This is a genomic window from Halomonas sp. MCCC 1A13316, assembly GCF_014931605.1.
Lineage (GTDB): Bacteria > Pseudomonadota > Gammaproteobacteria > Pseudomonadales > Halomonadaceae > Halomonas.
Map to the genome: position 1 here is coordinate 700,856 of NZ_CP053382.1, position 12,032 is coordinate 712,887.

The 12,032-nt window shown below is 61.9% G+C and carries 15 protein-coding genes; 10 read left to right on the plus strand and 5 right to left on the minus strand.

The annotated features are described in order from the left end of the window. Positions 1–15: 15 nt before the first annotated feature. Both HNO52_RS03235 and HNO52_RS03240 read left to right on the plus strand, forming a co-directional pair. Positions 16–429, plus strand: a complete 414-nt coding sequence (locus HNO52_RS03235) for a hypothetical protein (RefSeq protein ID WP_197567727.1) — start codon at positions 16–18, stop codon at positions 427–429. Then, entirely contained in the window at positions 429–1,688 is a 1,260-nt protein-coding gene (locus HNO52_RS03240; RefSeq protein ID WP_197567729.1) for a c-type cytochrome, read from the plus strand. The genes HNO52_RS03235 and HNO52_RS03240 overlap by 1 nt, the downstream gene beginning before the upstream one ends. Positions 1,689–2,045: 357 nt before the next feature. Here the strand turns inward: HNO52_RS03240 and HNO52_RS03245 are convergent, their stop codons facing one another. Further along, entirely contained in the window at positions 2,046–3,089 is a 1,044-nt protein-coding gene (locus HNO52_RS03245; RefSeq protein WP_197567731.1) for an aldo/keto reductase, read from the minus strand. A gap of 34 nt (positions 3,090–3,123) precedes the next feature. Here HNO52_RS03245 and HNO52_RS03255 point away from each other — a divergent pair, with 34 nt between their 5' ends. Beyond that, complete coding sequence (locus HNO52_RS03255) at positions 3,124–4,350, plus strand: ion transporter (protein WP_232090500.1); 1,227 nt, start codon at positions 3,124–3,126, stop codon at positions 4,348–4,350. A 36-nt stretch (positions 4,351–4,386) separates the two neighbouring features. Here HNO52_RS03255 and HNO52_RS03260 read toward each other — a convergent pair whose 3' ends face one another. After that, entirely contained in the window at positions 4,387–5,139 is a 753-nt protein-coding gene (locus HNO52_RS03260; protein WP_197567735.1) for a VIT1/CCC1 transporter family protein, read from the minus strand. 396 nt (positions 5,140–5,535) lie between these two features. Between HNO52_RS03260 and yghU the strand changes: the two genes are divergently transcribed. The 5 genes from yghU (at position 5,536) to HNO52_RS03285 (ending at position 8,479) form a co-directional block, all read left to right on the plus strand. Further along, the gene (gene yghU, locus HNO52_RS03265; protein WP_197567737.1) at positions 5,536–6,399 is read left to right on the plus strand and encodes a glutathione-dependent disulfide-bond oxidoreductase; all 864 of its coding nucleotides are present in this window, start codon (positions 5,536–5,538) and stop codon (positions 6,397–6,399) included. 23 nt (positions 6,400–6,422) lie between these two features. Next, entirely contained in the window at positions 6,423–6,869 is a 447-nt protein-coding gene (locus HNO52_RS03270; RefSeq protein WP_197567739.1) for a GNAT family N-acetyltransferase, read from the plus strand. A gap of 71 nt (positions 6,870–6,940) precedes the next feature. Beyond that, complete coding sequence (locus HNO52_RS03275) at positions 6,941–7,282, plus strand: zinc ribbon domain-containing protein YjdM (RefSeq protein ID WP_197567741.1); 342 nt, start codon at positions 6,941–6,943, stop codon at positions 7,280–7,282. Between the two features lie 87 nt (positions 7,283–7,369). Continuing rightward, the gene (locus HNO52_RS03280) at positions 7,370–7,663 is read left to right on the plus strand and encodes an MBL fold metallo-hydrolase (RefSeq protein ID WP_232090501.1); all 294 of its coding nucleotides are present in this window, start codon (positions 7,370–7,372) and stop codon (positions 7,661–7,663) included. Positions 7,664–7,729: 66 nt separating this feature from the next. After that, positions 7,730–8,479, plus strand: a complete 750-nt coding sequence (locus HNO52_RS03285) for a DUF72 domain-containing protein (protein WP_197567743.1) — start codon at positions 7,730–7,732, stop codon at positions 8,477–8,479. A gap of 98 nt (positions 8,480–8,577) precedes the next feature. Here HNO52_RS03285 and HNO52_RS03290 read toward each other — a convergent pair whose 3' ends face one another. The 3 genes from HNO52_RS03290 to HNO52_RS03300 form a co-directional block, all read right to left on the minus strand. After that, complete coding sequence (locus HNO52_RS03290) at positions 8,578–8,817, minus strand: hypothetical protein (protein WP_197567746.1); 240 nt, start codon at positions 8,815–8,817, stop codon at positions 8,578–8,580. A 154-nt stretch (positions 8,818–8,971) separates the two neighbouring features. Next, positions 8,972–9,346: a septal ring lytic transglycosylase RlpA family protein gene (locus HNO52_RS03295; protein WP_197567748.1), complete on the minus strand. Its 375-nt coding sequence runs from the start codon at positions 9,344–9,346 to the stop codon at positions 8,972–8,974. A gap of 307 nt (positions 9,347–9,653) precedes the next feature. Next, entirely contained in the window at positions 9,654–10,547 is an 894-nt protein-coding gene (locus tag HNO52_RS03300; RefSeq protein WP_197567750.1) for a diguanylate cyclase, read from the minus strand. Positions 10,548–11,219: 672 nt separating this feature from the next. Here HNO52_RS03300 and HNO52_RS03305 point away from each other — a divergent pair. Together HNO52_RS03305 and HNO52_RS03310 are read left to right on the plus strand one after the other, a co-directional pair. Beyond that, a complete protein-coding gene (locus tag HNO52_RS03305) occupies positions 11,220–11,609 on the plus strand; it encodes an HIT family protein (protein ID WP_197567752.1) in 390 nt (129 codons plus the stop codon). 240 nt (positions 11,610–11,849) lie between these two features. Further along, the gene (locus HNO52_RS03310; RefSeq protein WP_197567754.1) at positions 11,850–12,032 is read left to right on the plus strand and encodes a nuclear transport factor 2 family protein; all 183 of its coding nucleotides are present in this window, start codon (positions 11,850–11,852) and stop codon (positions 12,030–12,032) included.

Consider the following 12,032-nt stretch of genomic DNA (forward strand, 5'->3'; position numbering starts at 1 on the left):
GAACGGGAGGTTCAAATGGCAAGACGAGCGCAAGTCGAGCCCGAAGCAAGGGCCAAGCCGACTCCCGGAAGTCGCGAGTCCCTCTGGCCGCTCGCGATGGGGCCTTTGCTGTGGACGGTGCACTTTGTTCTTTCCTATGCCACGGCTGCCGTCTGGTGCGCGAAGGTAGGGGGCGAAAGCGGCTCCTTGGGCGGGGTGCGTCTCGCTATCGGTATTTACACCGTATTGACCCTGTCAGGGATCGCCATCGTCATTTGGCGCGGCTTACGAAAACACAGATTCGGTACGGCAACGGTGCCGCACGACTTCGATACGCCTGCGGATCGCCACCGTTTTCTTGGCTTCGCTACGGTGTTGCTCGGCGGACTTTCCTTTGTCGCCACGCTCTACGTCGCCCTGCCTGCCGTTTTCATTGAGAGCTGCCGTTGATGCGCTCGACTACTCGCTTCGCTCGATTGCGGCGGCTCGTCGGCCTCCCGCGCAAGGTCATGCGGTATATGTTCGGCCACGGGAAAGCGCTATTGCTGGGCCTGGCGATCCTGGGTGGGACGCTGGCAGTTGGCGGTGTGCTCGTCGTTTGGTCGGGGCTGGTGCCGATCAGCGCCAGCTCAGGCCACTGGCCTGTGACCCGCTGGTTTCTTCACTTCGCCATGCGTAATGCCGTCGAGACGCGGGCAAGCGGCATCAAGGCACCGGCGCTGAGCGACCCGGCTTTGGTGCTCAAGGGCGCTGGCCACTATGCGACTGGCTGCATGCCCTGCCACGGTGCCCCGGGGAAGCCGCAGTCCTTGATCGTCCAGCAAATGACACCCAAACCGCCGCTCTTGTCGCAGCGGGTTCACGAGTGGACGCCCGAGCAGTTGTTCTGGATCGTCAAGCATGGGGTCAAATTCACGGCGATGCCCGCCTGGGTGAGCTTGCAGCGCGAGGATGAGATCTGGGCCGTGGTCGCTTTCCTGCAGGAGCTGCCGAGGCTAAGTCCGGAGCGCTACGAGCACTTGGCTTACGGTGAACGCGACGATGCGGACGCTGGCGGCGAAGCGGCAACCGGTTCTTTGCGAGCGCTCGGTGAGCCCTTGGGCCCGCTGGTAGCCCATTGTACCCGGTGTCATGGCGCGGATGGTCGTGGTCGCGGCTCTGGGGCCTTTCCCAAGCTGGCGGGCCAGAGCGAAACGTACCTGTGGACAAGCCTTCTTGCCTATGCCGAGGGGGAGCGCAACAGTGGCATCATGCAGCCGATTGCCGCGGAATTGAGCGAAACGGAGATGCGTACTCTCGCAGCACATTATGCCGGCCAGGAGAACGCTGCGAGCCAACCGGCCAGTCATCAAGCCAATGCAGACGAGCCGGCCGCAGCGACTGCCGATTCGGCTTCGATAGCGCGAGGACGAGACATTGCCCGGCGCGGCGTGCCCGGGCAGGGGGTTCCCTCCTGCGTCGACTGTCACGGCCCGCGATCGGGACCGAGCAACCCCCATTATCCTAGGTTGGCCGGCCAGTACGCCGACTACCTCGCTCTCCAACTGTCCCTGTTCAAGTCCGAAACGCGCGGCGGCACGCCCTATGTGCGCATCATGCATAGCGCAGCCAAGGGCTTGAATGAAACCCAGATACGCGACCTGGCGAACTACTACAGCTCGCTCGCACCGGATCTTGGCCATCAGCCGGAAGCGGTCCCTTCGGAGTGAGCGCAGCGTGCCGGCAGTCGTAGAGGCTTCTGCAATCGGTTGCCTTTGCGCCTGGACCGGCTTCGTCGTTACACACGCTCGTTCTGGTGGCGGAGACGACAAGAGCCCGGCATGCCGGGCTCTATCTTGTCCCTATGCGAGCGGTCCCTGTCTTGGCGGCCACTCAGCTCCTTGTCATGCCGTGGATGGTGCGCACATGCGCCACGGCTACCACCTCCCCGTTCCTGAACTCACCTCGTCTGGCTCTCAAGGACAGCCATCGTAAGGGCCAACGGCATGGGAGCGGACGTGGAAGTGGACGGCCCCTTAAGCATAGTTCGCCAATGGGAGTGATGCGGAAATGGCCGCTTCCTTCTCTCAGCGTCTCTGAGCACCGAGCTGCTCACGGCGGAACTCGCCCTGGCGTTCCAACATCCAGCCTGGGTATTCGGGCGGCAGCTGACTGACGCGATCGAGCACGTCGAGCTCTGCATCGCTGAGCGTTACCTGTGCGGCGGCGATATTGTCATCGAGCTGATCGATGCGCTTGGCCCCGACGATCACGCTAGTGACTGCCGGCTGGTGCAGCAGCCAGGCGAGCGCAATCTGGGCGACGCTGACGCCCTTGGCCTCGGCGATGCCGCGCATCGCGTCGACGCAGTCATAGGCGCGTTCTTTTTCCACCGGTGGAAAGTCGAGGTTGGCGCGTCGGCCTTCGCCAACGTCCTGGCCATCACGCACGTACTTGCCGCTGAGCAGGCCGCCGGCGAGCGGGCTCCACACCATCAGGCCGAGGCCCTCGCTCTCCAGCATGGGGACGATTTCGCGTTCCAGGTCGCGACCGGCAAGGGTGTAGTAGGCCTGCAATGATTGGAAGCGGTTCAGCCCCTTGCGTTCGGCGATGCCGAGCGCCTTGACGATCTGCCAGGCCGCCCAGTTGGAGACGCCGACATAGCGTACGTGGCCATGCTGGACCAGGGTATCCAGCGCGCTTAGGGTCTCCTCGATGGGCGTAGCGGGGTCGAAGCCGTGCACTTGATACAGATCGATGTGGTCGAGCTGCAGGCGTTTCAGGCTCGCCTTCATGCCCTCCATGATGTGATAACGAGACAGCCCCCTGGCGTTGGCGCCCCGGCCGGTTTCGCCGAATACCTTGGTGGCGACGACCACCTCGTCGCGCGGTACGCCGAGGTTCTTCAGGGCCTGGCCGGTAATACGCTCCGAGAGCCCCTCGGAGTAGACGTCCGCTGTGTCGATGAAGTTGATGCCGGCCTCCAGCGCGCGGGCAATCAGCCCCTCGGCGTCACGCTGCTGCAGGTTGCCGATCTTGCTCCAGAGTTCGCCTTCGCCGCCGAAGGTCATGGTGCCCAGGCAGAACTGGGAAACGAAGAGGCCGGTATTGCCGAGTTTGCGATATTGCATGCGGTGCTCCTTACTTTTCTTGCAGGGGTATAGTGTGGCAGCTATCAAGCGTGGCGATGGACCGGTTCATCGTGCTGTCGTCCTGTCGAGGATAGTGTGGCTGGGGCTGCTCAATCTTGCGCTAGCGCTCTACTTCCGCACCTGGGGCGGGGCGTTCGATCTCTTTTTCGATAGCGACACCACGGCCGGGTCCGGTTCGCCACCGATGCCTTCTTCTTTCAGGAGGGCCATGCCGAGCGCTACGAGCCCGCCCGTTGGCCAGTTCCGCGTCAGCGAACGCGGCGAACCCCTGCTCGTTTCCCTGCATGACGGCGCACTCGAGAAGCTGAGGAGCAGTGGCACGTTGAAACTTGCCGAAAGCGGGGGAAGCCATGCCGGCCAGGGTTGGTATATGGTCACGCTTCATAAATCAGCTAACAGGAGGTTTGCCTTGCTGCGTGAGACGCTCCATCGCCAGCTTACCCCGGGAGCCTGGCCCGGGTTCGGGCTGTCGCCACTCAATCGCGCCGTTTGTGCCCTGATCCTGCTGGCCTCGCTCATGGCGGTTCTCGAGACGGAGCCCACCCTGCGCCAGGCGGCATCGGGCCTGTTCTTTTCCCTGGAAGTGTTCTTCGTCACGACCTTCCTCGCCGAATATGCTTGCCGGATGTATGCCGCCGGAGAGGAGCCCCGCTATCGTGGCATCTCGGGCCGCATCCGCTACGCGTTTTCCTTCTGGGCGCTGGTCGACCTGCTCGCGATCCTGCCGTTCTTCCTGGCCTTCCTGCCTTTCAACAACGTGTTTCTGCTGCGCATGATGCGCGTGCTGCGTATCTTGCGGCTCGCTAGGCTAGGTCGTTTCAGCCGGGCCTGGTCCGCATTGGCGGGGGCCCTGCACGCTCGCAGCTACGAGCTGCTGCTCAGTGTCGGTGTGGCGGGGCTGTTGCTGTTGCTTTCCGCGGCCTGCCTCTACGTGGTCGAGGCCGCCGAGCAGCCCGAGGCTTTTGGCAGCGTGCCGCGGGCGCTGTGGTGGAGTATTGCCACCCTGACGACGGTGGGCTACGGCGATGTCACGCCTATCACGCCACTGGGCAAATTGTTTGCCGGTATCACCGCCGTGGCCGGGATAGGCATCATCGCCATGCCGACGGGTATTCTCGCTGCGGCCTTCAGCGATGTATTCCAGCACAAGGACCCGCGAAGTGAGGATGAAGCAGACGACTCGTATTCGCTTTCCCAGCCAGAACGTCAACGGCATGACGCAGGGAAGATGGAGTGGTAATGGTTGCGTCGCTTATGCCACTGGGTTTACCACGAGCTAGCCCAAGCCGAACAGTGCATGGGCGAGGTGACCGCTAATGAAGGCGAGGCCGGCGGCGGCGCCGCCCATCAACAGGGTACGAAACCCTGAACGTAGCATTGGCCGATGGTAGACCAAGCTCTTGAGCATCCCGATGCTGAAGAACATCGCAGCGGCAATCAACAGGCTGGCCAGGAACTGGGTAGCGGCATCCAGGCCCGGTAGCGCGTAGGGTAGTAGCGGCATGGCACCGACGATGATAAACGCCAAGAAAGTGGTAAGCGCGGCGCGCAGGGGATTCACTCCGCCAGGCTGCAAGAAATGCTCCTCCTTGAGCATGGTGTCGACCCAGATATCATGATCATCGGTCAGGGTCTCCACGACTCTTTCCAGCAATTCCCCTTCGAAGCCTTTAGTGCGGAAAATCTGGCGTATCTCTTCTCTCTCGCCTTCAGGAATGAGATTGATATGGTGATATTCGCCACGAGTGACGCTATCGATATGTTCTTGCTGCGCTTGTGAGGCCTCGTAATTGCTGACTGCCATGCTGAAACCGTCAGCAAGGAGGTTGGCGAAACCGAGTACCAGGGCGACCGTGGGGGAAAAGCCTGCGCCGAATGCGCCTGAAACGACGGCGAAGGTCGTTACGCATCCATCGATGCCTCCCAAGATCGCATCGGGAATGGAGTTCGCTTGCGCCGGGCGGGACAGGCGTTCCTTTACTGCCTCAGGCCGATGTTCGGGCTCGAGATCTTCACGGCGGTGAGGCATGGCAACCATCCAGAGTTGGCATTGCGAATCTCTTCGCTCCAAAGGGGAGAGCCTTCGTTCAACGTAGCAGAAGGCGGTGGTGATATAGCTGGGGCTGCTTGGGGCAACTAAGCGCCGAAGACGGGTTCAACGACAGGCATCATTCATGGAGCTGCGCATCGTCAGACGTCTCTTCCCTGAATGGAGCACCACCTCCGATCCGCCCGGAGAGGGAGGTGCCGGATTGGGGGCAGCATTGCCCTGGGAGTGTTTGCCAGCCTCCCTAGTGTGCAAACGCGAGGCATTTCAAGGTCGGCTCGAAGCTCGAACGTTAACAGGCTACCTTTGTGGCATTGCGTGCTTCCCGTGGCCCAGGACCGGGACGGGGCGCTTCGTCACCAGGGTATTGGAGCTTTCATGAGCCAAGACAACGAGTACGTACCGCCGAAGATCTGGAAATGGGAAAAGGCCAACGGCGGCCAGTTCGCCAGCATCAACCGGCCCATCGCCGGGCCTACCCACGACAAGGCGCTGCCGGTCGGCAAGCATCCGCTGCAGCTCTACTCGCTGGCCACGCCCAACGGGGTCAAGGCCAGCGTCATGCTCGAGGAGCTGCTGGCGCTTGGCCACGCCGGCGCCGAATACGATGCCTGGCTGATTCGCATCGGCGAGGGGGAGCAGTTCGGTAGCGGCTTCGTCGAGGTCAATCCCAACTCGAAGATTCCGGCGCTGATGGACCACAGCACCACGCCGCCCACCCGAGTGTTCGAGTCCGGCTCGATTCTGCTCTACCTGGCCGAGAAGTTCGACGAGCTGTTGCCTCGCGATCCGGCCGGGCGTACGGAAACGCTGAACTGGCTGTTCTGGCAGGTGGGTAGCGCGCCGTATCTCGGCGGTGGCTTCGGCCATTTCTACGCCTATGCGCCGACCAAGATCGAGTACGCCATCGACCGCTTCGCCATGGAGGCCAAGCGTCAGCTCGACGTGCTGGATCGACGTCTGGCCGAGAGCCGCTACCTCGGCGGTGACACATACACCATCGCCGATATCGCCAACTGGTGCTGGTACGGACAACTGGCGCTCGACCGCGTCTACGATGCCGGCGAGTTCCTGCAGGTGCAGGAGTACCAGCATGTACAGCGCTGGGCCAGGGAGATCGACGCCCGCCCGGCGGTGCAGCGCGGGCGCATGGTCAATCGCACCTTCGGCCCGCTGGAGCAGCAGCTGCATGAGCGCCACGACGCCAGCGACTTCGAGACGAGTACGCAGGACAAGCGTTAGGCGTCGGCGTGGACGAGCCCACCATGCCGACAAAGCGACTGGAACAGCGGGACCTGGAAGCCTGCGCGACACTGTTCGCGCAGGTGTTCTCCACGGAGCCCTGGAGCGAACCCTGGAGTGTCGATGGGGCCCTGGCGCGGCTCGAGCACTTCCACGCGTCGCCCGGCTTCGTGGGGATGCTGTCGTCAAGCGACGCGGGTGACGTCACGGGCTTCGTGCTGGGCAACCTCGAGCCCTACCTGGATTGTCAGCTGTTCTACCTGAGAGAGATGTGCGTCGCCTCGCATCGGCAGGGGCAGGGTATCGGCTCGCAGCTTTATCGGGCTCTGGAGCGGGAGCTGGCTGAGCGAGACGTTCGCGCGGTGTATCTGGCCACGGGGAGGGATATCCCGGCCGCCGGCTTCTACCAGGGGCTGGGCTTTCGCTGCAGCGAGAGCATGGCGTTTTATGCCAAGGGCCTGCAGGGCTAGGAGCCTGGTTGGACACCCTCCGGGCGCTCTGGCATGCTTCGCGCTTCGCGAAATCCGCCCAAGAGAAGCCCATGAGCGACTTGCCGAACTGCCCCGCCTGCCAATCCGAGTACACCTACGAAGTGGCCGACATGTACGCCTGCCCCGAATGCGGCCATGAGTGGTCGGGTCTGGCGGAAGTTGGCGAGGCCGGTGGCGAGGAAGTGGTGCGCGATGCCAACGGCAACGAATTGCAGGATGGCGACAGCGTCACCGTGATCAAGGACCTCAAGGTCAAGGGCACCTCGTCGGTGGTCAAGGTGGGTACCAAGGTGAAGGGTATTCGCCTGGTGGAAGGCGACCACGACATCGACTGCAAGATCGATGGCTTCGGGCCGATGAAGCTGAAGTCGGAGTTCGTCAAGAAGGCATAAGCGTCGGGAAACCTGCTGTCACGGAGCTAGGCCGAGGGTAGGCGCCTGCTGCTCGACGCCGGCGGCGGCCTGCGTCCGGGCCAGTCGTTGGCCTGGGCCGCAGGGCTGGATGTCGACGCTGTGCTGATCAGCCACAATCATTTTGACTACATCGGCGGAGTATCGGCGCTGCCCGATGGCGAGAGAGGTGAGCTCTGTCCGCGCGCGGCCGGTGCCGGATTGCAGGCATCCCGGTCACCACCGGCCAGGCAGGGCACTCGCTTGGCGACGTATGGTTGCATCTCGGCGTCGATGGCGGTGGGTACTACAGCGGCGAGGCCTGCCGCGAACCACTGCTCTTCCCTTTCGACGAGCCGACGCCAGCGCGTGTCGCTCTGCTGAATGCCTCCTAGGGCCGCTATTCTGCCACACTGAAAAGACGTTCATCCGCGCCGCGTGGAGGGATCCATGAGCGATGCTACACAGCGCAAGCGCCAGGGACGGCTGCGCATCGGTACGTCCGGTTACCAGTATCGTCACTGGAAGGGACGCTTCTATCCGGACGAACTGACCCAGAATGAGTGGTTCGGCCATTACGCCGAGCAGTTCGACACGGTGGAGATCAACAACACCTTCTACAACCTGCCCCAGGCGGACACCTTCGACAAGTGGAAAGAGGCGGCGCCAGACGGCTTCGAGTATGCGTTGAAGTTCAGCCGGTACGGCAGCCACATGAAGCGTCTCAAAGATCCCGAACAGAGCATTGGCGCCTTTCTAGAGGTGGCACAGCGGCTCGGCGATTGCCTGGGCCCGATCCTGGTGCAACTGCCGCCTAACTGGAAATCACGGCCGGAGCGGCTGGATGCCTTTCTCGCCGAGGCGCCGAAGCAGTATCGCTGGACCGTCGAGCTGCGCGACCCCGACTGGCTGAACGACGAGGTGTATGACGTGCTGCGCCGCCACGGTGCGGCGCTATGCCTGCATGACATGCTGGAGCGCCACCCTCGAGTGTTTACCGCCGACTGGACCTACCTGCGCTTTCACGGCAAGCAGTATGCCGGCAGCTATTCACGTCAGTACCTTGTGGCCGAGGCGAAGCGTATCGTCGAGTTGCTGCACGAGGGGCGTGACGTCTATGCCTATTTCAACAATGACCAAAAGGCTCATGCGCCACACAATGCACTCGACCTGAGACGCTTCGTGAACGACAAGCAGTGAGGGGGGCTCCAGCGTGCTGCCGAAGCCTTGCCATCGAGAGGGCACAGGGTGGGTCAAGGTCGGGAAGGGTGCCGCCCGGCCCTGCCTTTCTATAGGAATCAGCTGAGGCTATATTCTTCCGAGGTTTCCTGGGCGATCAAGGCATCGGCCAGTGACCGCGAGGCAAGGGCGAACTCGATGCGTGCCGCACTGAGGGCGCTCAGGTCTTTGCAGGAACCGTCTTGCTCCAGGCGGTCGAGCTGTATCTTGGCCATGACCAGGCGCTTGCACAGCGCCTCATTGGTGCGTGGTGCTTTCACCTCGCCGGGTGAATCCCCCAGCATGCTCAGCATGTTCATCGTCCCGCCCCCTAGCGTCGTTCGAACCGAAAAAGCGTCGCGATGCTCCTCGCTGAACGCTTAACAGCATTATCGGTCAAGGCGGGAGAAACTTTAGCCCCTGACGCGGGCGAAATACGTGCCCTGTAGCTCGCCACGCCACGAGGCGAGCGGCTTAGAGCACGGTGACCATGACCGGTGCCGTGCCACGCCTCAGCATGCCGAGCTCGCGTGCCGCACGCTTGGAGAGATCGATGATACGTCCTTCGATGAAAGGACCGCGGTCATTGATCAGCACTTCCACTTCCTGACCCGTATCCGCCCGTGTAACGAGCACCTTGGTGCCAAGGGGAAGGCTGGGATGAGCAGCCGTCAGAGCCTGCTGATCGAAAGAGTCGCCGCTGGCAGTGGTGGCGCCTTGGAATCGGTCGCTGTAGAAGGATGCGATGCCTTCTTCCTGGTCGGCCTCATGGGCCAGAGCATTGGCGGCGGATACCGCGAACAATCCTGCCAGGCAACAAGCGAGCAATTTTCTGGGTAGAGCTCCCATGGTATTACCTCAGGTTATCGTTTGGCGGTTATCGCTTTCATCGATGAGGTGCCGGTGAGCGTTTGGGATAGTACCCGGCATGGCCGCATTGGGCAACCTAAGTCCGATCTTGGGCACTCGCGTTCACGGAAGAAGCCGTCGCGTTGGGCGGCGTTGGACGCTGATCGTGGAGGGGTGCGCTACGGCCATTCCGTGCTGGCGCATGGCGCGACGAGGCTGGTCGAGCCAAGAGACTCCATCCGGCTCCTGGTGCTTCTAGGGGGCTTCCAAAAGCGTTGTGAAATGGCCGAGCGGGGGGATGCCGCCACTATGCTTGGGCGCGATGGGAGCCGAGGCTCGGCTCCTCTTCAGCAGCGATGAGTCGCAGGTTCGGTACGGTTGCCGTACGGTTGCGTCCACTCTCCTTAGCCGCATAGAGGCCTTCGTCGGCTTGTCGTACCAGGACCGAGCGGTTGGCATTGCGTACCGGCAGCATCGAGGAAACGCCAATGCTGACAGTGACGTGTTGCGCCACGGGGGAGGCGGAAAAGGAGAGGGCTCGCTCCGCCAGCATGGCATGAATACGCTCGGCCATGCGCACGGCACCTTCCACGCTGGTATGCGGCATCAGTACCACCATTTCCTCGCCGCCATAGCGGGCCACCATGTCCCCCGGACGCGCGGCGGCGTTACGCAGCACATCGGCAACGCCACGCAGGCAGGTGTCGCCGGCCTGGTGGCCGTAGGTGTCGTTGAAGAGCTTGAAGCAGTCGATGTCGATCATCAGCAAGCTGAGTGGCTGGCGCTCGCGTGCCGCCCGGCGCCACTCCAGTTTCAGCACGCGTTCGAATTCACGGCGATTGGCGATACCCAGCAGGCCGTCGCTGGCGGCCTGGTGAACGAGTCTTGCATTTTGGGCTGCGAGACGCTCGCGCTCTTGCAGCAGCCGGACTTCGCGGGCGCGATAGACATGATGCATCGGTAGCATGACCACGGTCAGAGCGAGGGCGATGCCACTGACGAAGCCGGCAAGCGCAATACCCGGGGGCAGCACGTCCGAAGCCAGGGCTTCCAGGGCAGCGACTGCACTGGGAAAGAGAGCAGCTTGTTCTGGAACCAGGCCGTTGAGGGAGAGGGCAGCGTCGAGCAGCAGGGTAACGGCCAGTACGCAACCGGCAAAAGAGGTCCAACTGCTCAGCGGAGATTTTGGCTTCGTATGCATGGCGTTCGTCTCGTTCCTGGGCCGTTCCGCAGTGGCCGTGACAGGGTGCGACTTTGGCCAGCTAGCGCTCGCGGCATCCTTGCGCTTCGCTGTGAAACTTGTGGCTAAAAAAAGGGCCGCAGAGCGGCCCAAGTACGCAGGGAACTAAAGGATAGTGCTACTCATCGCATGTGCGTGCCTTTGGCCGGTGGAAGCAGCTACGGCTTGCTTGCCGGGCTTCAAGCCCGCATTGCGCCAGTCCGTGACGCTACAAGCGCCGGTGACGAGCGGTGGCCTTTCTCAATGCCTGGCTCGTCGTACTTTGCCATTGCCTTGGTATAAGCGAAAATGGTGCCATGTTTGCATAATTCGTTTAAAAACAGCGTTTTGGGAATTCTCTCGTGCAATGAATAGTAGGTAATGCATGCCAATGGCTAGTTTGGTGTGGGAAATCGTTGCCAAAAGGAGACGTTAATCGGGAAGTATTAATTAAGTCAATAAAAACAATAGCTTAAGTGTCGCTAAGTGGAGACAGGTGGGGCTGGAACACTCGCTTTCCTAACATGAGCCAGACAGAATCCCTGGGGAACCTTCCGGGCGAAGCCCCCATGACAGGAAGGTGAGTGGACCGAAGGCGTCTCTCAGGCGAGACTGCCTACGTAACCCACCGATAGCCTGACAGGGAGAAGCGAAATGGCGAGTATCTTCAGCCGCATCATTCACGGCGAGCTACCTGGTGAATTCGTCTGGTCCGACGAGCAGTGCGTGGCCATCATGACCCTCAACCCCATGAAGCCCGGCCACCTGTTGGTGATTCCGCGAGAGGAGATCGATCACTGGGATGACCTGCCCTTGGTACTGAGCGCTCATCTCATGGCAGTGTCGCAAAAGCTGGCCAAGGCACTCAAGCAGGCCTTCCCCTGCGAGCGTGTGGGAATGATGGTCGTCGGCCTCGAAGTTCCCCATGTGCATCTTCACTTGGTGCCGATCGATGCGATGCAGGATATCCGTCTCGAAGGGTTGCCCCAGGCTCGGCCGGAGGAGTTGGCCGAGAACGCCGATCGTATTCGCGGGGCGCTCTAGGCGGGGCGTTCTGGGTGCAGGCGCGACTGACCGCCCGCCTTGATGTACGCCATGGCTTACACACATTAGCGCCGATATCTGATGGTACTTCCGTGGCGCTGGTCCTGTATGGGTATCTTCCTAAGCCTGCTGAGTCAACGGCGGGCGATACCTGTCCAAGAGCTGGGCTTATGGGGCATTGCCGAAGCCGTAGCGACAGACCAATGGTTTGCCCGCGGTAGTCAGGCTGAAGATCTCGTCTTGAAGCTGGCGACACTGGGCGACTCCGTTTCGGTCTACGGCCAGGGACGAATCGTCGATGACGACCGGATTCGTTACAGCCTCAATTTCAGCGAGCTGTGGCAGAAGGAGAGCGGGGAGTGGCGGGTGTTGTCGCCGCACTTCTCGAAGGTCACCACCCCGCCGGATCAGCAGCGCAACTGA